The sequence below is a fragment of the Microbacterium sp. genome (assembly GCF_017305435.1).
Classification (GTDB): domain Bacteria; phylum Actinomycetota; class Actinomycetes; order Actinomycetales; family Microbacteriaceae; genus Microbacterium.
This window is the reverse complement of sequence record NZ_JAFKIP010000002.1, coordinates 462,170-481,638: the sequence shown is the minus strand read 5'-3', so window position 1 is coordinate 481,638 and position 19,469 is coordinate 462,170. Positions and strand designations below refer to the sequence as shown.

Sequence of the window (19,469 nt, the reverse complement as noted above, 5' to 3'; positions counted from 1 at the left end):
TGCCTCCACAAGCGTCGCACATCCCGACGCCCTCCTGTGCCGCGCCACGGCGGAATGCGACGAGCCCCGGGCGGCAGGATGCCGGCCCGGGGCTCGTCGGAGGACGGAGCGCGTCAGTTGTCGCGCTTCTCCTTGATCTTCGCCTTCTTGCCGCGCAGCTCGCGGAGGTAGTACAGCTTCGCGCGACGCACGTCACCGCGCGTGACGACCTCGATGTGGTCGATCACCGGGGAGTGCACCGGGAAGGTGCGCTCGACGCCCACCTGGAAGCTGATCTTGCGGACGGTGAAGGTCTCGCGCACACCGTCGCCGGAGCGACCGATGACGACGCCCTGGAACACCTGCACGCGCGAGCGCGAGCCTTCGGTGATGTTCACGTGCACCTTGACGGTGTCACCGGGCGAGAAGACGGGGATGTCGCTGCGGAGGGATGCCGCATCGACGGAGTCGAGGATCTGCATGATCGTCACTTCCTGCGACCGCCACAGGTCGACCGCGAGATGAATGGGAAAGGTGGTGTGCGCCCGCAGTGACGCTTCGCGTCACCGTGCTCCCCTGAGGCAGAGCCTTCGCCGGGCACAAACAACCATTCTGCCATGCCGCGCGGCGCCCGCCAAAACGCGACGGGTCAGGATGCCGGACCGGCGCCGTTCTCACGGATGACGATGACCTCGGCATCCGTTCGCGAAGCGCGCGGTTCCGCGGGGGCCGGCACGTAGCCGACTCCGTCGGGCGTCCGCAGGATCGCTCCGACCGGGCGCGCTTCCCGCCACAGCTGCGCCAAGACGCCCCAGAGCGCCGCCACGCCGACGACGACGGTGAGCGCGAACAGCGCCCACCACCACGGGTTCGAGAACACGCCGAGGGCGATGATGAGGACGTTCCATCCGCCGATCAGCGCGACATCGGTCCAGGAGACGGCGCGCTCTGCACGCGCGGTGCCCCTCGCCCGGATCAGAAGCGTCAAGATCAGTTGCCCGACCAGGACGATCGGCGCCGACAGCAGGACCCACAGGAGCGACAGCGGATTGGCACCGAAGACGATCCATCCGACGAACAGCCACGCGGGCAGCACGAACGCGGCCGGGATCAGCCATCGGTAGAAACCCCGACGCAGCCAGAACATCTCGCGCAGTGCCATGTGCTCGATGCTACGCCGGTCCAGCAGAATGGAAGCTGAGGAAAGGATCACGATGATCGAGCTGCGGACCCCATCTGAGATCGAGGCGATGCGACCGGCGGGCCGCTTCGTCGCGGAAGTCCTCGCGACGCTGCGCGACGACACGAAGGTCGGCACCAACCTGCTGGCCATCGACGCACGCGCCCACGAGATGATCCGGAAGGCCGGCGCCGAGTCCTGCTACATCGACTACCACCCGTCCTTCGGCGCGAGCCCGTTCGGCAAGGTCATCTGCACATCGATCAACGACGCCGTGCTCCACGGGCTGCCGCACGATTACGCGCTGCGCGACGGCGACCTCGTCTCGCTGGACTTCGCCGTGTCCGTCGACGGCTGGGTCGCCGACTCGGCGGTCTCTTTCGTCGTGGGCACGCCGCGCGACGAGGACCTCGCGCTCATCGACACGACGGAGCGCGCGCTGGATGCCGCGATCGGCGCGGCCACGGCCGGCGCACGCATCGGCGACATCTCGTACGCGATCGCCCAGGTCGCCCACGCCGACGGGTACTCGATCAACACCGATTTCGGCGGTCACGGCGTGGGTCGCGTCATGCACGGCGACCCGCACGTCCCGAACGACGGCAAGCCGAACCGCGGCTACCCGCTGCGCCCCGGGCTCGTGGTCGCCCTCGAGCCGTGGTTCCTGCAGACGACCGATGAGCTCGTGACCGACCCCGACGGGTGGACGCTCCGGAGCGTGGACGGGTCGCGCGGGGCACACGCCGAGCACACCGTCGCGATTACCGCGGACGGGCCGATCGTCCTCACCGACCGGTCGTTCCTCGGCGTCGACTGACCTCGGCGACCTCAGGGCGTGCTGCCCGCGCGGCGCCCACCACGGTCAATCGGGCAGGAGGTCGGGCCGTCGCTCGCGCGTGCGCTCCACCTGCTGATCGTGCCGCCACTGATCGATGCGTCCGTGGTTGCCGCTGAGGAGCACCTCCGGGACGTCGTAGCCCCGCCACGAGGCGGGCTTCGTGTAGGAGGGATACTCGAGCAGGCCGTCCTCGTGGGACTCCTCCACGAGGCTCTCCGGGTTGCCGACGACACCGGGAACGAGGCGTCCGATCGCCTCGATCATCGCCATCGCGGCGACCTCTCCCCCGTTCAGGACGTAGTCGCCGAGACTCACGAGGCGCACGCGGCCACGCGTCGCCGCGTAGCCGAAGACACGGTCGTCGATGCCCTCGTACCGTCCGCAGCCGAAGACGAGGTGTTCCTCCAGCGCCAGCTCGCGGGCGGTCGCCTGAGTGAACCGCTCGCCCGCAGGCGACGGGAAGATGAAGACGGGCGCAGTGTCCGCGGCATCCGCGATGCCGTCGAGCGCCTGCCCCCACGGCTCCGGCTTCATGACCATGCCCGCGCCGCCGCCGTACGGCGTGTCGTCGACGGTCCGGTGCCGATCGGTCGTCGCGTCGCGCAGGTCGTGGACGCGCACGTCGAGGAGGCCCTTCTCGCGGGCCTTTCCGAGCAGAGAGACTTCGAGCACGTCGAAGAACGTCGGGAAGATCGTGACGACGTCGATGCGCACGTCAGTCCTCGTCGGTGTCGGACCCGGATGCCGTCCCGTCGGCCGGAAGCCCGTCGGCCGGGACCTCATCGGGCTCGTCGTCCGGCAGAGCTTCGAAGAGTCCCGCCGGCGGCGTGACCTCCACGCGCCCGGCGGCGATGTCGACGACCGGGACGATCGCGGAGACGAAGGGAACGAGGATCTCGTCCTCGCCCTGCAGCGGACGCACGACGAGCAGATCCTGCGCGGGGAAGTGATCCACCCGCACGACGCGGCCGACGATCTCACCGTCGCGCACGACGTCGAGTCCCGTGAGCTGGTGGTCGTACCAGGCGTCGTCTTCTACGACGGCGCTCTGGTCCTGATCGATCCACAGGATCGCACGCACGAGCGACTCGGCGGCGGAGCGGTCATCGACGCCGTCGAAGAACACGACGGGGTGGGAGTTCATCCAGCGGAACTCGCGCACGGTGAGCGATGCGCCGTGCCAGGGCGAGGCCTCGGGCACCTGGAGCGTGAAGACCGCTCCGGGCACGAAGCGCCCGTCCGGGTCGTCCGTGTACAGCTCCAGTTTGAGGGCGCCCTTCAGCCCGTGGGCTTTGACGAGGCGCCCGACGCGCAGCTGCGTGCGCGCGGGTTCGGCGGCGGTCATCTCAGTCGTCCGCGACGTCGACGCGCACACGGGCGCCGTCGGCGAGGGCGGAGACGAGCGTGCGCAACGCCCTCGCGGTGCGGCCGCCGCGCCCGATCACCCGACCTCGATCGTCGGGGTGCACGCGCACCTCGAGGACGTCGCCGCGGGGCGACGTGGAGGAACGGATGACGACATCGTCCGGGTGATCGACGATCCCCTTGACGATGTGCTCGAGCGCGGCGGACAGCAACGCGATTACTCGGCGTCGTCGGCCGCGGGGGCCTCGGCGTCAGCGTCGGGAGCCTCGGCGACGGGCTCCTCGACCTTCTTCTCGACCTTGGGCTTGATGACGGACTTCTTCGCCGTGTCGGCGACGAACTCCTCCTTCTCGCCGGCGACCTTCACGGTCGAGACCGCGTTCTTGTCGCCCTTGAACTTGCCCCAGTCACCGGTCAGCTTCAGCAGCGCGGTGACCTGCTCGGTCGGCTGGGCGCCGACCGACAGCCAGTACTGCGCACGCTCGGAGTCGACCTTGATGATCGAAGGCTCCTCGGTGGGGTGGTACTGACCGATCTCCTCGATGACGCGGCCGTCGCGCTTGGTGCGCGAGTCGGCGACGACGATGCGGTAGTAGGGCGCGCGGATCTTGCCGAGGCGCTTGAGACGGATCTTGACAGCCACAATTCTCCTGAATGGTGTTGGAAGTGATGAACGTCGCCTGGAGCGTGGGGTGCACACCCGGCGGAAGCTCTGCGGTGGACCTCCCCGCTGGATAGAGGGTCGAGCAGGCGGTCCAACCGTCCATTTTGCCAGATTGTGACGCGTCCCGCGAACCACGACGCCCGCGCGCCGCGCGGCGTGCCAGACTGACGCCATGACGGTGCCCTTCGCGACATCCGCCCGCTCCTCCGTGGGCGTGGAGTGGGAGCTCATGCTGGCGGACGGCCGCACGGGTGATCTCGTCCCGCGGGCACCCGACGTCCTCGCCGCGATCGGCGCCGGAGCGGACCACGAGCGGCACACGATCACGGGCGAGCTGCTGACGAACACGATCGAAGTCACGAGCGGGATCGGCGACACCGTCGCCGCCGTCATCGACGACATCGCCGACGCGATCGCGCAGATCCGCACCGTCACCGACCCGCTCGGCATCGAACTCCTCTGCGCCGGCAGCCACCCCTTCGCACAGTGGTACGACCAGGAGGTCACCGACAAGACGCGGTACCACAAGCTCATCGAGCGCACCCAATGGTGGGGGCGCAACATGATGATCTGGGGCATCCACGTGCACATCGGCGTCGAGGACGTGACGAAGGTGTTCCCCATCATCGGCGCGCTCGCGACATACCTTCCGCACTTGCAGGCGCTCTCGGCATCCAGTCCCTTCTGGGCGGGCGAGCGGACCGGCTACGCATCGAATCGCGCCCTCGTCTTCCAGCAGCTGCCGACCGCCGGCCTCCCCTGGCCCCTCACGGAGTGGTCGGAGTTCGAGGCGTACCTCGACGACATGGCGCGCACGGGCGTCATGGAGGATGCCACGGAGGTGCGCTGGGACATCCGGCCGGCGCCTCGCTGGGGCACGATCGAGGTCCGCGCGTGCGATGGCATGTCGACCCTGCCGGAGCTCGCCGCGGTCGCGGCTCTCGTCCAGGTGCTCGTCGAGCACTTCTCCCGCGAGCTGGACGCCGGACGCGAGCTGCCCGTCCTGCAGCCGTGGTTCGTCCGCGAGAACAAGTGGCGCGCCGCACGGTACGGGACCGATGCCCGCGTCATCGTCGACGCGCAGGGCACGCAGCGCCCCGTCGATGAGCACTTGCGGGAGACGCTCACGCGCCTCGCCCCCATCGCAGAAGAACTGCACTGCGCGCGCGAGTTCGCCTTCGTCGAGCGCATCCTCGACCAGGGCGGCAGCTCAGCTCGGCAACTGCTCGTCGCGGATGCCGCAGACGGCGACCTGCGCGAGGTCGTGGCGCACCTGATCCGCGAGTTCCGCGCGGGACCGCGGCGTCACGACGAGCTCGCCGGACTCTGACGGCGAGCAGATCGCCCTCAAAGAAATCGCACGGGCGCACCCCGTAGGGTGACACCGTGTCGACGCGAGCCGTTCCCGTCGCGACCGCGATCCTCGCCGTCGCCGCCGTTCTGCTCACCGCATGCGGCTCGGCCGGCTCTCCGCGTGAGGTTCCGGCCGCGCAGCCGGCGCCGCCCGCGCCCGCCTCGGGCGTGACCGCCGGGGCGAGCACGGCGACCGGCACCGAGCGCCCGGGGCTCGTCGTCACGATCGGCGACTCGATCATGGCCGGGCTCGGACTCGACCAGGATGACGCCTGGCCGGCGCTCCTGGCATCCTCGACCGGCGCCGACATCGTGAACCTCGGGTGCAGCGGCGCCGGATTCCTCGCCGTCGGAGACTGCGGCACCGACTTCGACGGTCTCGTCGACGACGCCATCGCACTGTCGCCCGACCTCGTCATCGTGCAGTCCTCGGACAACGACCTGGATGCCGACGAAGGCGAGATCACCGACGCCACGGCATCCGCGATCGACCGGCTGCACGCGGCGCTGCCGAGCGCGCAGATCGTCGGCATCGGCACCCTGTGGCATCTCGACGAGGTCGAGCCGGAGGAGGTCGGCTGGTCCTCCGTCGCCCTTCAGGACGCGGTCGAGGCCGACGGCGGGGTCTTCGTCTCGATCGGACAGCCCCTTCGCGACCGCCCCGAACTGCTCCAGTGGGACGGGGAGCACCCCAATGCCGAGGGCCAGCAGGTCCTCAGCGAGGCCGTCGCGGCGGCCCTCGGGAGCGCCGGCGTCATTCTCTGACGCGCGCCGCACTCGCGACGCTCAGCCCTTGCCGAAGAGCTTCTGGATCTCGGCGAGGTCGGCCTCGCTCGGCTGCGCGCCGCTACCGCCGAGGCCGAATCCCGATCCGGTCGGCGCCGCGGGCGCTGCGGCGATGCCCGCGTTCTCTGCGGCGCGCTTGGCGGGGTTGCCCGACCGGGAACCCGACTTGGCCTTCTGCTTGTTGCCGCGCTTGGCGGACGCGCCGGGCTTGCCGCCGAGCGAACCCATGCCCGGGATCGAGGGCACACCGCCGCGGGCGACGGTCTTCATCATCTTCGCCGCCTGCTCGAAGCGCTGCACGAGCTGGTTGACGTCGGTGACCGTCATCCCCGATCCGCGGGCGATACGGAGGCGGCGCGAGCCGTTGAGGACCTTGGGGTTCCGGCGCTCCCCCGGCGTCATCGAGCGGATGATGGCTTCGGTGCGGTCGATCTCGCGGTCGTCGAACTGATCGAGCTGCTGCTTCATCTGGCCCATGCCCGGGAGCATCCCGAGCATCTTCTTCATCGAGCCCATCTTCTTCATCTGCTGCAGCTGGTCGAGGAAGTCCTCGAGCGTGAAGGACTCGGTCGCGAGCTTCTCCGCGACCTTGCGGGCCTCCTCCTCGTCGAAGGCCTGCTGGGCCTGCTCGATGAGGGTGAGGATGTCGCCGAGGTCGAGGATGCGGCTCGCCATGCGGTCGGGATGGAACGCTTCGAGGTCGTCGAGACCTTCACCCGTCGACGCGAAGATGATGGGGCGGCCCGTGACGGATGCCACGGACAGCGCCGCACCGCCGCGGGCGTCGCCGTCGAGTTTGGAGAGCACGACGCCGGTGAAGTCGACGCCGTCCTGGAATGCCTTCGCGGTGTTGACGGCATCCTGACCGATCATCGCGTCGATGACGAAGAGCACCTCGTCGGGGTCCGTGGCCTTGCGGATGTCGGCGGCCTGCTTCATGAGTTCGGCGTCGACGCCGAGGCGGCCGGCGGTGTCAATGATGACGACGTCGTGCTGCTGGCGGCGTGCGGTCTCGACGCCGTCCTTCGCGACTTTCACGGGGTCGCCGACGCCGTTTCCGGGCTCGGGCGCGTAGACGGCGGCGCCCGCCTGCTGCGCGACGACCTGGAGCTGGTTCACGGCATTGGGGCGCTGGAGGTCGGCGGCGACGAGCAGCGGCGTGTGGCCGTCCTTCTCGAGCTGCTTGGCGAGCTTGCCGGCGAACGTGGTCTTTCCGGATCCCTGGAGGCCCGCGAGCATGATCACCGTCGGCGCGGTCTTGGCGAACTGCAGCCGGCGCTGCTCGCCGCCGAGGATCGCGACGAGCTCCTCGTTGACGATCTGGACGACCTGCTGGGCGGGATTGAGGGCGCGATTGACCTCGTCGCCGAGGGCGCGCTCGCGCACCTTGGCGGTGAACTCCTTGACGACGACGAGCGCGACGTCGGCATCCAGGAGCGCCCGACGGATCTCGCGGACCGTGCCGTCGACGTCCGCGGGCGTCAGCTTGCCCTTCGTCCGGAGGTTGCGGAAGGTCTCAGTGAGCCGGTCGGAGAGAGTGCCGAAAGTCGCCATGATGGCTCGATTCTACCGGCGCACCTTCCCTGCCCGGCACACCGCGAAGCGCTGCAGGAAGGTGGCGCCGTCGCTCGGCCTGGCCACGTCAGGCGACGGATGCCGCGGCGAGGGCCTCGTCGAGGACCTCGCAAAGGTCGCGGCGGCCAGGTCCGGACGCCCAGGACCACACCGCGGCGAGCACGGCGGAGGCCGCGGCGCCGGCGCGGACATCGGCCTCCAGACGCAGAGCCCCCTCAGCGAGGAGCCGATCCGAGGCGGCCCGGGCGAGCCGGCCGGTGCGGAGCGCGCGCTCGTCGTCGAGATCGCCCGCGATCCCCATCGCCTCGGCGTTCGTAATCGCGAGTGCGAGGCTGTCCGGCGCGAAACCCGCCACGAGGCCCTGCAGGGCGGTTCGCACCGGCGCAGCCGCGCCGAGTGCAGCGACCGCGGCATCCAGCCGCTCGTCGAACCCGCCCCACAGCACGTCGGCCTTGGAGCCGAAGTAGTTGAAGAAGCTGGAGCGACTCACTCCCGCGCGCCGGGTGATCTCCGCGACCGTCGTGTCGACGTAGCCGCGTTCGAGGAACAGCTCGCACGCGGCCTCGGCGATCGTCTCGCGAGACGTCGCGCGTGGGCGGCCGGTGCTCATCCCGTCAGCGTAGCCCGGTGTGTGAAAAGCAGGCCCGCTCGGACGCGACGTGGGCGTATCTCCCCGCGATTGACGTTTCGCCCTGCTTTTCGAGCGACTCGAGCCGCGGAGACGACGCGCCCGAGGGAAGCTATTGTTGGACGCGGTACACAAACCGATGAGAAGGAGCGTCATGCTCGACGTCCAGACCGTGGGACTCGCCCCCGCCTTCATCCCTTACCCCGATGCGTGGGCACGACAGCGTGAGATCCACGCGGACGTCGTCGCGGGCACCCGGCCCGACACGCTGCTGCTGCTCGAGCACGAGCCCGTGTTCACCGCCGGCGCACGCACGGCTCGGCACGAGCGGCCGACCGACGGCACTCCGGTGATCGACGTCGACCGCGGCGGGAAGATCACCTGGCACGGCCCCGGTCAGCTCGTCGGCTACCCGATCGTGCGCCTGCACGAGCCGGTCGACGTCGTGGCGCACGTGCGCCGGCTCGAGGGCATCCTCATCGACGTGCTCAGAGGATTCGGCATCGAGGGATACCGCGTCGACGGCAGGAGCGGCGTCTGGGTGCGCCGCCCGCTGTCGGAGGACAAGATCGCCGCGATCGGGGTGCGCGTCCAGCGCGGCGTCACGATGCACGGCTTCGCGCTCAACTGCGACAACTCGCTCCTGCCGTTCTCGCAGATCATCCCGTGCGGGATCTCCGACGCGGGCGTCACGACGATGAGCGAGGTCCTCGGCCGCGACGTGCGCCCCGCAGACATCATGGATGCCGTGGTCGCCGCCTTCCAGATGTCGTTCTCCTCCACGGAGGTGGCCGCATGAGCGCGTGCGGCACGGGCGCGGCATCCGCACCCTCGGTCGAGACCGGTGGACGCAAGCTCCTGCGTCTGGAGGTCCGCAACGCGCAGACGCCGATCGAGCGCAAGCCCGAATGGATCCGGACGAAGGCGAAGATGGGGCCGGAGTACCAAGCCCTGCAGGCGCTCGTGAAGGGCGAGCAGCTGCACACGGTCTGCCAGGAAGCGGGCTGCCCCAACATCTACGAATGCTGGGAGGACCGGGAGGCGACCTTCCTCATCGGCGGATCGCAGTGCACGCGGCGCTGCGACTTCTGCCAGATCGACACCGGAAAGCCCGCCGACTACGACACCGACGAGCCCCGCCGCGTCGCCGACAGCGTCCGGCGCATGCAGCTGCGCTACGCGACCGTGACATGCGTCGCGCGCGACGATCTCCCCGACGGCGGCGCGTGGCTCAACGCTGAGACGATCCGCCAGATCCACACCGTCAACCCCGGCACGGGCGTCGAGCTCCTCGCGACGGACTTCAACGGCGAGCCGCACCTGCTGAACGAGGTGTTCGACGCGCGCCCCGAGGTCTTCGCACACAACGTCGAGACGGTCCCGCGGATCTTCAAGCGCATCCGCCCGGCCTTCCGATACGAGCGGTCGCTCGACGTCCTCACCCAGGCGCGCGCGGCGGGACTCATCACGAAGTCGAACCTCATCCTCGGAATGGGCGAGGAGCCGGAGGAGGTCGTCCAGGCCCTGCGCGACCTGCACGACGCCGGCACCGACATCATCACGATCACGCAGTATCTGCGCCCCTCCCCACGGCATCTGCCCGTCGCGCGCTGGGTCAAGCCGCAGGAGTTCGTGGAGTTCAAGGACGAGGCCGAGCGCATCGGATTCCTCGGTGTGCTCGCCGGTCCGCTCGTCCGCTCGTCGTACCGGGCCGGGCGACTCTGGGCGCAGTCGATGGTGTCGAAGGGGCGCCCGATCCCCGCGCACCTGTCGCACCTCGCCCGCGACGCCGAGTTCGCGCAGGCCGTGTGATCTCGATGCACCGCGCCTCCGGCGCGGCACTCGATCACCGGAAAGGGAGCGTCAGTCGGCGCTGGTGACGGACTGCACCGTACCGTCGCTCGTCAGATGCACGAGGAGGACGTCGTCGGTCGCATCGGCGTCGAGCGCGTACTCCAGCACGGCGAAGGGATCCGTCCCCCCGTGCTCGTCGGCGAGGATCGTCATGCTGACCAGCTGCAGGGAGCGGATGATGTCGATCTGCACGTCCCCGGAGATGTCGACGAGGACATCCTCGAGGTTCTCACCGAACGCCTCCTGCTGCTGCAGCAGGTACTCGGTGACCTCACTCGTGCGATCGTCCAGTTCGGAGATCATGGCGTTCCGCGCGGCGATGTCGATGTCCTCGAGCGAGGAGATCATCGCGGCGGCGACATCGAGCGCGTCCTGCGAGACGTCGTCCTGATCCGGTGCGGTCAGATCCACCGTGACGCGCTGATCCGCGAAGTCGACGGTCTCGGACCAGAAGATCGACCCGTCGGGACCGGACTCCAACAGTCCGAAGTAGTCGTGCTCGATCGCCATGTCCCTATGCAACCACCGTCAGGGCGCTCAGTCCACCTGCGCCGCGTGTATCAGTCCACCAGCGCAGCGGCGAAGACGTGCGGCGTGAACCCGGTGAGGTCACCGATGCCTTCCCCCTGGCCGAGGAGCTTCACCGGGATGCCGGTGCGTTCCTGCACCGCGAGGACGAAGCCGCCCTTCGCGGATCCGTCGAGCTTCGTGAGGACGAGTCCCGTGACGCCGGCGTGCTCGAGGAACGCCTCGGCCTGCATGACGCCGTTCTGGCCGGTCGTGGCATCCAGCACCAGCAGCACCTCGCTGATGGGCGCCTGCTTCTCGATGACGCGGCGGATCTTGGTGAGCTCGTCCATGAGGCCGCCCTTGGTGTGCAGGCGCCCCGCCGTGTCGACGAGAACGATCTCGGTGCCGTTGGCCTTCGCGTAGTCGATCGTCTGATACGCGACGGATGCCGGGTCCTGACCCTCGTGCTGCGGGCGCACGATCGTCGCTCCACCGCGCTCGGCCCACGTCGCGAGCTGGTCGACGGCGGCCGCGCGGAACGTGTCAGCGGCCCCGACGACCACGGAGCGGCCGTAGCGCTGCAGGAACTTCGCGAACTTGCCGATGGTCGTCGTCTTGCCGACCCCGTTGACGCCGACCACCAGGACGACGGCGGGGCGCTCGGTCAGACGCAGCGTCGTGTCGAACTTCGCGAAGTGCTCCTCCAGCGTCTCCTTGAGCATGCGCTGCAGGTCGCGCGGATCGGTCGTGCGGTAGCGGTCGACCTTCTCGCGCAGCTCGTCGACGATGCGCTCGGTGATGTCGGGGCCGAAGTCCGCCGTCAGCAGGGCCGTCTCGAGATCGTCCCACGTCGTCTCGTCGATCGTGGGTTTGACGAACATGCCGCGCAGCGCGCGACCGAGCGACCAGGAGTTCTCCGCCATGCCTCTAGCCTAGGGTCCCTGCGGACGGGGCTCGGCGTCAGCCGGCCGCGGGCGTGATGTAGACGGAGAAGTCGTTCCGGACCTCGTCGAAGACGTCGACGGCATCCTGCCCGGTCGGGCAGTCGAGACTGAAGTAGAGTGCGGCGCTGAGCGTCGAGAAGCCGCGCGCGAGGACGACGTAGGTCGTCCCCTGTTCGTTCTGACCCGTCACGGCACGCATCTGGACGACCGACCCACTCGTGATCGCGATGTCGACATCGCCCGCGGCGGCGGAGATCTTGGCCGTCTCCTCCTGGAAATCGTGCGCGAGGACCTGGTCGGAGAGGCTCTGATCACCGCCGGTCAGGTCGTAGTCGGCGAGTGTGCCCTGCCAGAAGCTCGCGACGCACCCCGTCGCGATGTGCGTGTGGGACCAGTGCCCGTTCCCGTCGTCGGGGCTGTCGACCTCGTACGCATCGGACATCGCCATACCGTCGGCCCATTCGATGTACGTCGCGGGGTCGAGATCCGAGCCCGCGGCGTAAGTGAGGTCTCCCCCGACCCAGCCGGGCCCTTCGCTCGGCACGGGCACGGGCGACGACGTGGCGGTGGGCGGCGGCGCGCTCGTCGGGATCTGCGCGGCGAGGCATCCCGTCGTAGCCATCGCGCACAGCAGAATCAACCCCGCGCCCATCGCCCGCACCATCGCTTGCGTCATGCTCGCCACGGTACCGCGTCGCGTCAGCTCGCGGCGGCTTCCCGCACGCGCTGGCCGACGACCGCCGACACGCCGTCCTGACGCATCGAGACGCCGTAGAGCGCGTCGGCGATCTCCATCGTCCGCTTCTGGTGCGTGATGACGATGAGCTGACTCGACGCGCGCAGCTGCTCGAACACCCCCAGCAGGCGGCCGAGATTCGCGTCGTCGAGTGCCGCCTCGACCTCGTCGAGGATGTAGAACGGGCTGGGCCTCGCCTTGAAGATCGCGGTCAGCAGCGCGACCGCCGCGAGCGAGCGCTCGCCGCCGGACAGCAGCGAGAGCCGCTCGATCTTCTTGCCGACCGGCCTCACCGCGACCTCGATACCGGTCGTGAGCGGGTTGTCGGGGTCGGTGAGCGAGATGCTTCCCGACCCGCCCGGGAAGAGGATGGGGAACACCTCGCCGAACGCGATCCGCGTGTCTTCGAAAGCGGCGAGGAAGATCGTCTGCATCCGCTCATCGAGTTCGCCGATGATCGTCTCCAGGTCCTTGCGCGTCTGGACGAGGTCGGCGAGCTGCTCCGTGAGGAACGCGTGCCGCTGTTCCAGCGCCGCGTACTCCTCGAGCGCGAGCGGGTTGACGCGCCCGAGCTGACCGAGCTTGCGCTCCGCCTCCTGGAGACGGCGACGCTGCGTGGCCGCTTCGAACGGCAGCGGCTCGTCCTCCTCGCGCCCGCCGGGAACGAGCTGGTCGGGACCGTATTCCGAAATGAGAATATTCTCGTCGAGCGCGAGCTCGGATGCCACGCGCTCGAGCAGGCTCGTGACGTGAAGGCGCTTCTCGTGCATCTGGAGTTCGAGACCGTGCACGCTCTCGGTGAGGCGTGCGAGCCGTTCTCGCACCTCGGCATCCTGCGCGCGCAACGCCGTCAACTCCGTCGTGAGCTCCGTCCGCTCCCGCTCGGCGAGCTGCAGCTCGACGCGCGCCTGCGTCACCGATCGATCGACCGAGTCGAGGAGCGGCGGGAGAGTGTCCGTCACCTCGGCGGCGATCTCGCGCTGCGCACGGCGGATCACGGCGCGCCGGGCGGCTTCCTCCGCGGCGGCGCGCTCTCGCTCGCGTTGGCGAGACAGCTGGTCGACGCGGGCCTCGCCCGCACGGACGCGCTCCTTGAGCGTCTCGACATCGAGTCGTGCCCGCATCTCTGCGTCGCGTGTGGCGTCGAGCGCGGCGAGAAGTCCTTCGCGCGCCGACGCATCGAGGATCGGCCGCGGCGCCTCTTGCGCCACTGTCAGCGCCTCACTCGCCGCGCGAGCCGCCTTCTCGGCATCAGCCACCGTCGCCTGCACCTGCGCGAGCCCGGTCGCGAGGCGTTCGCACTCGGCGACCGCCGCCTCGTGGCGGACGGTCGCCCGGTTCAGCTGCTCGGTGTGCGCCGCGAGGGCGGCGTCGTGATCGCGCAGGCGCTGCAGCGACTCCCGCGTATGGCGTCGGGAATCCTCCCAGGCCTGCTGCGCCTCGGCCAGGGCTTCGCGCAACGAATCGGCGACGACGCGGATCTCGGTGAGCCGCGCCATCGCGGCGTCGCGCTCGGCGCTGAGTTCGAGGCGCGACCGGCCGCCTCCCGAGCCGGCTCGGATCGTGTACTCGGTCACGATCTCGCCCGCGCGCGTCACGATCGTCACGGCGCCGCCGCCGTCGCCTCCGGCGAGGCGCGCCGCCGCGGCGTGAGCGGCATCGAGGTCGTCCACGATCAGGGTTCTCGCGAGGATGCCGCGCACACCCTCCGGTGCGGTGATCACATCCTGCGCGGGAGTGACGCCCTCGAGTGCCGGGACGATCGCGATCGAGGAATGTGCGTCGGCGATCGCGATGTCCACCCGCCCGAGGTCGTCCTCCGTCGCGATGCGCGCCAAGGCGAGGGCGGCCTCGACATCGTCGACCAGCACGCCCTCTGCGAGCACGCCGAGAGCGGCGGAGATCGCGGCCTCGTATCCCGGGGTCACCTTGACGGCGTCGCCGACGAGACCGCGCACCCCGCGCCCGCCCCGTTCGATGAGGGCGGCGGCGGCGTTGCGCACGTCGAGCGCGCGCCCGAGCGCGGCCGATTGCGCGGTCAGCGACTCGAGCTCACGTTCCGCGGCGTGCAGGCGGTCGCGCAGCCCGGTGACCTCCGCCTCGGCGGCGGCCGCGGTGCGCTGGGCGCGCTCGTACTCGGCTGCGTGCTCGCCGGCGGATCCCTCGGGAGCCAGGTCCGGATCGACGCCGGCGAGAGCCTCCTCCGTCTCGGCACGACGAGCGAGTGCGGCATCCAGCGCCTTCTCGGCACGGTCGACCGCCGCGCGCACCGCGTCCAGGCGTGACCCGGCAGCGTCCGCTGCGCCGCGCAGCTTCGTGATGCGCATGTCGTGCTCGGAGACGAGCGCGCTCTGCGCGGCGATGTCGGCGTCGAGCGCATCGAGTTCGGCGCGTGCGCGGATGACATCGCGACCGGCTGCGGCGGCGGCATCCTGCGCGTCTCCGAGTCCCGCCGCGATCTCGTCGATCTCGGCCCGCGCCTCGTCGATCGTCGCCTGACTCACCGTCGCGACCTCGAGCGCGAGCGTGCCGTCGTCCTCGAGGAGCGCCAAGCGCTGCCCCGCGAGCGAGTAGAGACTCCGAAGTCGCTCCTGCACTCTCTCGAGCGCGAACGCGACGCCCCGCGCGGCATCGACGGCTTCGGAGCGCTGCTGCGCCTCGACGGCGTCGATCCGCAGCTTCACCTGATCCGCCTGGTCCTGCAGGACGAGACGCTCGGCGTGACGCTCCTGCTCACCGCGCGCGTGATCGGCGAGTTGCGTCCGCAGACTCACGAGGTCGGCCGCGTAGAGCCGCGCCTTCGCATCGCGGACGACTGCCGCGATCGTCGCCGCTTCGCGTGCGATCTCCGCCTGCTTGCCGAGCGGCTTCAGCTGACGGCGCAGCTCGCCGGCGAGGTCGCTCAACCGGGTGAGGTTCGCCTGCATCGCGTCGAGCTTGCGGAGCGTCTTCTCCTTGCGGCGACGATGCTTGAGGATGCCGGCAGCCTCCTCGATGAATCCGCGTCGGTCTTCCGGCGAGGCCTGCAGAACGCTGTCGAGCCGTCCCTGACCCACGATGACGTGCATCTCACGGCCGAGGCCGGAGTCGCTGAGGAGCTCCTGGACGTCCAGGAGCCGGCAGCTCGCCCCGTTGATCGCGTACTCGCTCGTGCCGTTGCGGAAGAGGGTCCGGCTGATCGTGACCTCGCTGTACGCGATCGGCAACGCGCCGTCGCCGTTGTCGATCGTCAGCTGCACCTCCGCGCGGCCGAGGGGGCCCCGGGTGGAGGTCCCGGCGAAGATGACGTCCTCCATCTTGCCGCCGCGGAGGGTCTTCGCGCCCTGCTCGCCCATGACCCAGGCGAGCGCGTCGACCACGTTGGACTTGCCCGATCCATTCGGCCCGACGATGCAGGTGACGCCCGGCTCGAGGGCGAACGTCGTCGGCTGCGCGAACGACTTGAACCCTTTGAGCGTCAGGCTCTTCAGGTGCATCTGGGTTCCTCCGCGGCTCGTGTGCGCACCACGCTATCGGACGGCGCGCGCATCCCCCGCTTGACGCGGCGGGCGAATCGGGTCTAGCGTGGCAGACCGCGTCAGAAGTCGAGAAAGGAGGTCCCGGACATGAAGATGCAGATCGACACCACCGGAGCGTTCGCTCCCACGGTCGCGTACGCCGGGGCCCGCTCCTTCGGCGCCGCGATCATCCTCGCGACTCCCACGGCCGTCTGACCGGTTCTCGGGAGGGCTCCGTCCGCTCTCGGACGTGAGATCCACGCGCCTGTCCCCGGCGACACGTCGCCCATGCGCCTCCGTGCGCCGAAGCCGCAGCCCGGCACCTCTCCTCGCGCGCTCCCTCGACAGGGAGGTCCGCGCCACCACCACCATTCAAAGGCATCCACTCATGCATACGTTCTCCGCGTCCCACTTCGACGCTTCCGCACACGACCAGCGCCGCATCCGCATCGCCCAGCGCGAGCGACTGCAGCGCGAACAGGACTGGCAGCGGCTGCTGCAGCTGCGCCCCTTCCTGTGATCCCCGCGCGGGCCTCGAGGTGTGGTCGGCGTGCACACGCCCGACCACACCTCGACTCCCCCGCATCCCGCACACGACCGACCGACCGACCGAGGACCCTCTCATGACAGACATCGCCGGAGCGCAGCTCCCGCAGTTCCGCCCCCTCACCGTTCCGGCGTCGATGGATGCCGCAGACGCCGCCGAGTTCGCCGAATACACCCGCGTCCGCAACGAGATCGCCCGCGAACTCACCGGTCGCGATGACGACACTCTGGCCGCGGCGGAGCTGCTGCCGCACTATCAGCCGAACTCCGAGCAGATCCGCCACGCGTGGGCGGTCTATCGAGACGATCGCCAGATCGGTCGCATCACGGTGGACATCCCCCTCGAAGACGGCTCCCGCGGTGCCTTCTGGCTCATCGAGCTGCTGCGGCAGCACTGGGGTCAGGGCATCGGGTCGGCAGCGTACGCCCTCGTCGAGCAGACCGCGCGCGAACACGGCCGCACCGTGCTGCAGTCCTGGGGCGCGCATCCCGATGAGACGGACGGCGGCGCACGGGTCTCCGCGCCGACGGGCTACGGCTCGATCCCGGAGGATCACATCGCCCGCTTCTACCTGCGACACGGCTACACGCTCGAACAGGTCGAGCGCGAGAGCGCGCTCGACCTCGCCGCATCCGTCGACACCGTCGCGCGCCTGCGCGCCGAGGCGGAGCGCGCCGCCGCCGGATATCGCATCGTGCAGTGGACAGCGCCCACCCCGCCGGAGTACGTCGCCGGCTACGCCTGGATGAAGTCCCGCATGTCGACCGACACGCCGATGGGCGCGCTCGAGTTCGATGAGGAGGCGTGGGATGCCGAGCGCGTGGCCCTGCACGACGCGCGCGTCGTCGACGGCGCGCGCACGATGCTCGTGACGGCCGCGCAGCACGTCGCGACCGGCGACCTCGTCGCGTTCAACGAGCTCGTCATCGGGCCCGATCCGCATCGCGCGAGTCAGCAGGAGGACACTCTCGTGCTGAAGGAGCACCGCGGGCATCGCCTCGGCCAGCTCGTCAAATGCGCGGGCCTCGAGACGTGGCGTACCCGGGTCGCTCCCGACTCGCCGCGCGTCATCACCTACAACGCGGAGGAGAACCGTCCCATGCTCGACATCAACGAGAGGATCGGATTCGTCCCGGTCGCCTACAACGGCGCGTGGCAGAAGACGCTGGAATCCTGAGCCGGGGCTTCAGCGCACACGCTGACATCGCGCGCAGAAGTGGCTCGAGCGATTCATGAACGACATCCGGAGGAGGGGGCGGCCGCACCGCGGACACGGCTGTCCCTCGCGGCCGTAGGCGTTGAGCGAGTGCGCGAAGTACCCGGCCTGCCCGTTCACGTTGACGTACTGCGCGTCGAAGCTCGTCCCACCTTCGGCGAGGGCCTTCTCGAGGACCACGCGGATCTCGGCGAGGAGCGTCGTCACCGCGCGGGCGGAGAGCGCGGTGCCCGCCGTCTCCGGGTGGATGCGGGCGGCCCAGAGAGCCTCGTCGGCGTAGATGTTCCCGACGCCGCTGATGACGGTCTGATCCAACAGGATTCGCTTGACACCGGAACGCTTGGCGCGCACCGTCGCCGCGAAGCGGCTGTCCGAAAACGCGGGATCGAGCGGATCGCGGGCGATGTGGGCGACCTGGGTGGGCACGGTGGCGGCATCCGTGCCCCGGCCGCCCGCGGCACCGTCGGGCGTCGGGACGAGATCGTCTATAGCCAACGATCCGAAGGTGCGCTGATCGCAGAAGACCACGGCGAGCTCTCCGTGCTCCGGGTGGCTGATGTCGAGACGGATCCGCTCGTGCCGCTCGGGCGCTGCGCCGGGCGCGCGCAGCAGCAGTTGTCCGCTCATGCCCAGATGGCCGACGATGGCCTGGGAGCGCTCCGATCCGGCATCCTCGAGCGGCAGCCAGAGGAACTTGCCGCGGCGGGCGGCAGCGGAGACCGTTCGCCCCGTCAGCACGCGTTCGAACGCCGCTCCGTCGCCGGCGTGCCGAGTGAGGGCCCGTTCATCGAGCACCGTCACCGCGTCGATGCGTGCGCCGACGATCGCCGGCGCGAGACCCGCACGCACGACTTCGACTTCGGGGAGCTCAGGCACGCGCGTTCAGTCGCGGTCGCTCAGCGCGTGCCACACGGCGAGGGCGCCGGCCATCTCGGCGTGCTTCTTGCTCGTGCCCGTGCCGGTCCGGGCGGCGTCACCGACGGTGACCGTGGCGGTGAAGACGCGGTTGTGGTCGGGTCCGTCCGCCTCGACGACGTAGCGCGGCGGCTCGAGGCCGAGCCGTGCGGCGAGCTCCTGCAGGCTCGTCTTGGGATCCATCGCGGCGCCGTAGCGCTCGGGGTCCGCCATGAGCGGAGCGACGAGACGCAGGACGAGAGCCGTGGATGCCTCGGGGCCCGCCGACAGGAAGGTGGCGCCGATGACGGCCTCCATCGTGTCGGCGAGGATCGAATCCTTGTCGCGACCGCCGGTCTGGGCCTCGCCCCGTCCCAAGCGGACGTGCGCGCCGAGCCCGATCGACCGAGCGACCTCGGCGAGGGCGACCGTCGAGACGACACTCGCGCGCCGCTTCGCGAGCGCGCCCTCTTCCAGGTCGGGGTGCGTCGTGTACAGGTGCACCGTCACCGCCTGGCCGAGGATCGAGTCGCCGAGGAACTCGAGGCGCTCGTTGTGGGGCACTCCGCCGTTCTCGTAGGCGAACGAGCGATGCGTCAGGGCAAGCGACAGAAGCTCGGGGTCGATATCGACCCCGAGCTTGTCGGTGAGCAGAGTCTGCTCGATCTGCGCGTCCATCAGGGCGCGACGATCAGACGTCGGCGACCTTGCGGCCCTTGTACTCGAGGAACAGCTCCGTGCCCTGCGAGTCGGTGACGACCTTCGCCTGGTGCGGACGGCTGTAGACGACCTTGCCGTTCTCGACCGTCTTGACGAGAGTGGGCGCCTCGGCCTTCCACTGCGCACGACGCGAACGCGTGTTGGAGCGGGAGACCTTCCGCTTCGGGGGGTTACCTGCCATGG

At 69.9% G+C, this 19,469-nt stretch carries 22 protein-coding genes; 7 read left to right on the top strand and 15 right to left on the bottom strand.

Translation table 11 applies throughout. The annotated features are described in order from the left end of the window. Positions 1-113 precede the first annotated feature (113 nt). Together rplS and J0I43_RS02500 are read right to left on the bottom strand one after the other, a co-directional pair. Positions 114-461: a 50S ribosomal protein L19 gene (gene rplS / locus J0I43_RS02505; RefSeq protein WP_292858483.1), complete on the bottom strand. Its 348-nt coding sequence runs from the start codon at positions 459-461 to the stop codon at positions 114-116. A gap of 167 nt (positions 462-628) precedes the next feature. Next, positions 629-1,141: an MFS transporter permease gene (locus J0I43_RS02500; RefSeq protein WP_292858480.1), complete on the bottom strand. Its 513-nt coding sequence runs from the start codon at positions 1,139-1,141 to the stop codon at positions 629-631. Positions 1,142-1,193: 52 nt separating this feature from the next. Here J0I43_RS02500 and map point away from each other — a divergent pair, with 52 nt between their 5' ends. Further along, positions 1,194-1,976 carry a type I methionyl aminopeptidase gene (map, locus tag J0I43_RS02495; protein WP_292858477.1) on the top strand — a complete coding sequence of 261 codons (783 nt, stop codon included), beginning with the start codon at positions 1,194-1,196 and terminating at the stop codon, positions 1,974-1,976. A gap of 45 nt (positions 1,977-2,021) precedes the next feature. Here map and trmD read toward each other — a convergent pair whose 3' ends face one another. Genes trmD through rpsP form a run of 4 tightly spaced genes read right to left on the bottom strand, consistent with a single transcriptional unit; the run spans position 2,022 to position 4,005 of the window. Next, positions 2,022-2,711 carry a tRNA (guanosine(37)-N1)-methyltransferase TrmD gene (trmD, locus tag J0I43_RS02490; RefSeq protein WP_292858474.1) on the bottom strand — a complete coding sequence of 230 codons (690 nt, stop codon included), beginning with the start codon at positions 2,709-2,711 and terminating at the stop codon, positions 2,022-2,024. A 1-nt stretch (position 2,712) separates the two neighbouring features. Further along, positions 2,713-3,342 carry a ribosome maturation factor RimM gene (gene rimM / locus J0I43_RS02485; RefSeq protein WP_292858471.1) on the bottom strand — a complete coding sequence of 210 codons (630 nt, stop codon included), beginning with the start codon at positions 3,340-3,342 and terminating at the stop codon, positions 2,713-2,715. A gap of 1 nt (position 3,343) precedes the next feature. Beyond that, positions 3,344-3,574 carry an RNA-binding protein gene (locus J0I43_RS02480; RefSeq protein WP_292858468.1) on the bottom strand — a complete coding sequence of 77 codons (231 nt, stop codon included), beginning with the start codon at positions 3,572-3,574 and terminating at the stop codon, positions 3,344-3,346. Positions 3,575-3,579: 5 nt separating this feature from the next. Next, positions 3,580-4,005 (bottom strand): 30S ribosomal protein S16, encoded by a 426-nt coding sequence (gene rpsP, locus J0I43_RS02475; protein WP_292858465.1) that lies wholly within the window; start codon positions 4,003-4,005, stop codon positions 3,580-3,582. Between the two features lie 193 nt (positions 4,006-4,198). Between rpsP and J0I43_RS02470 the strand changes: the two genes are divergently transcribed. After that, positions 4,199-5,356 carry a glutamate--cysteine ligase gene (locus tag J0I43_RS02470; RefSeq protein WP_292858462.1) on the top strand — a complete coding sequence of 386 codons (1,158 nt, stop codon included), beginning with the start codon at positions 4,199-4,201 and terminating at the stop codon, positions 5,354-5,356. A 56-nt stretch (positions 5,357-5,412) separates the two neighbouring features. Further along, positions 5,413-6,144 carry an SGNH/GDSL hydrolase family protein gene (locus J0I43_RS02465; protein ID WP_292858459.1) on the top strand — a complete coding sequence of 244 codons (732 nt, stop codon included), beginning with the start codon at positions 5,413-5,415 and terminating at the stop codon, positions 6,142-6,144. Positions 6,145-6,165: 21 nt separating this feature from the next. Here the strand turns inward: J0I43_RS02465 and ffh are convergent, their stop codons facing one another. Together ffh and J0I43_RS02455 are read right to left on the bottom strand one after the other, a co-directional pair. Continuing rightward, positions 6,166-7,719 (bottom strand): signal recognition particle protein, encoded by a 1,554-nt coding sequence (gene ffh / locus J0I43_RS02460; protein ID WP_292858457.1) that lies wholly within the window; start codon positions 7,717-7,719, stop codon positions 6,166-6,168. Positions 7,720-7,807: 88 nt separating this feature from the next. Next, positions 7,808-8,350 carry a TetR/AcrR family transcriptional regulator gene (locus J0I43_RS02455; protein ID WP_292858454.1) on the bottom strand — a complete coding sequence of 181 codons (543 nt, stop codon included), beginning with the start codon at positions 8,348-8,350 and terminating at the stop codon, positions 7,808-7,810. Between the two features lie 172 nt (positions 8,351-8,522). On the opposite strand from J0I43_RS02455, the gene lipB reads away from it, so the two are divergent. Together lipB and lipA are read left to right on the top strand one after the other, a co-directional pair. Continuing rightward, positions 8,523-9,167 carry a lipoyl(octanoyl) transferase LipB gene (gene lipB, locus J0I43_RS02450; RefSeq protein WP_292858451.1) on the top strand — a complete coding sequence of 215 codons (645 nt, stop codon included), beginning with the start codon at positions 8,523-8,525 and terminating at the stop codon, positions 9,165-9,167. Continuing rightward, the gene (lipA, locus tag J0I43_RS02445; RefSeq protein WP_292858448.1) at positions 9,164-10,180 is read left to right on the top strand and encodes a lipoyl synthase; all 1,017 of its coding nucleotides are present in this window, start codon (positions 9,164-9,166) and stop codon (positions 10,178-10,180) included. Before lipB ends, lipA begins: the two co-directional genes overlap by 4 nt. A gap of 51 nt (positions 10,181-10,231) precedes the next feature. On the opposite strand, the gene J0I43_RS02440 is transcribed toward lipA, so the two are convergent. From J0I43_RS02440 to smc, 4 genes are read right to left on the bottom strand one after another with little or no spacing between them, the layout of a single operon-like run. Next, the gene (locus J0I43_RS02440) at positions 10,232-10,732 is read right to left on the bottom strand and encodes a DUF2004 domain-containing protein (protein WP_292858445.1); all 501 of its coding nucleotides are present in this window, start codon (positions 10,730-10,732) and stop codon (positions 10,232-10,234) included. A gap of 50 nt (positions 10,733-10,782) precedes the next feature. Further along, the gene (gene ftsY / locus J0I43_RS02435) at positions 10,783-11,655 is read right to left on the bottom strand and encodes a signal recognition particle-docking protein FtsY (RefSeq protein WP_292858442.1); all 873 of its coding nucleotides are present in this window, start codon (positions 11,653-11,655) and stop codon (positions 10,783-10,785) included. A gap of 37 nt (positions 11,656-11,692) precedes the next feature. Further along, positions 11,693-12,352, bottom strand: a complete 660-nt coding sequence (locus J0I43_RS02430; protein ID WP_292858439.1) for a hypothetical protein — start codon at positions 12,350-12,352, stop codon at positions 11,693-11,695. 23 nt (positions 12,353-12,375) lie between these two features. Next, positions 12,376-15,888: a chromosome segregation protein SMC gene (gene smc / locus J0I43_RS02425; protein ID WP_292858436.1), complete on the bottom strand. Its 3,513-nt coding sequence runs from the start codon at positions 15,886-15,888 to the stop codon at positions 12,376-12,378. Positions 15,889-16,297: 409 nt separating this feature from the next. Between smc and J0I43_RS02420 the strand changes: the two genes are divergently transcribed. Together J0I43_RS02420 and J0I43_RS02415 are read left to right on the top strand one after the other, a co-directional pair. Then, positions 16,298-16,429, top strand: coding sequence for a hypothetical protein (locus J0I43_RS02420; protein ID WP_292858433.1), 132 nt, complete (start codon positions 16,298-16,300; stop codon positions 16,427-16,429). Between the two features lie 103 nt (positions 16,430-16,532). Continuing rightward, complete coding sequence (locus J0I43_RS02415; RefSeq protein ID WP_292858430.1) at positions 16,533-17,633, top strand: GNAT family N-acetyltransferase; 1,101 nt, start codon at positions 16,533-16,535, stop codon at positions 17,631-17,633. A 9-nt stretch (positions 17,634-17,642) separates the two neighbouring features. On the opposite strand, the gene mutM is transcribed toward J0I43_RS02415, so the two are convergent. Genes mutM through rpmF form a run of 3 tightly spaced genes read right to left on the bottom strand, consistent with a single transcriptional unit; the run spans position 17,643 to position 19,467 of the window. Next, complete coding sequence (gene mutM, locus J0I43_RS02410; protein WP_292858427.1) at positions 17,643-18,548, bottom strand: bifunctional DNA-formamidopyrimidine glycosylase/DNA-(apurinic or apyrimidinic site) lyase; 906 nt, start codon at positions 18,546-18,548, stop codon at positions 17,643-17,645. Between the two features lie 6 nt (positions 18,549-18,554). Continuing rightward, the gene (rnc, locus tag J0I43_RS02405) at positions 18,555-19,244 is read right to left on the bottom strand and encodes a ribonuclease III (RefSeq protein WP_292858424.1); all 690 of its coding nucleotides are present in this window, start codon (positions 19,242-19,244) and stop codon (positions 18,555-18,557) included. A gap of 13 nt (positions 19,245-19,257) precedes the next feature. Further along, the gene (gene rpmF, locus J0I43_RS02400; protein ID WP_127818873.1) at positions 19,258-19,467 is read right to left on the bottom strand and encodes a 50S ribosomal protein L32; all 210 of its coding nucleotides are present in this window, start codon (positions 19,465-19,467) and stop codon (positions 19,258-19,260) included. Positions 19,468-19,469 lie beyond the last annotated feature (2 nt).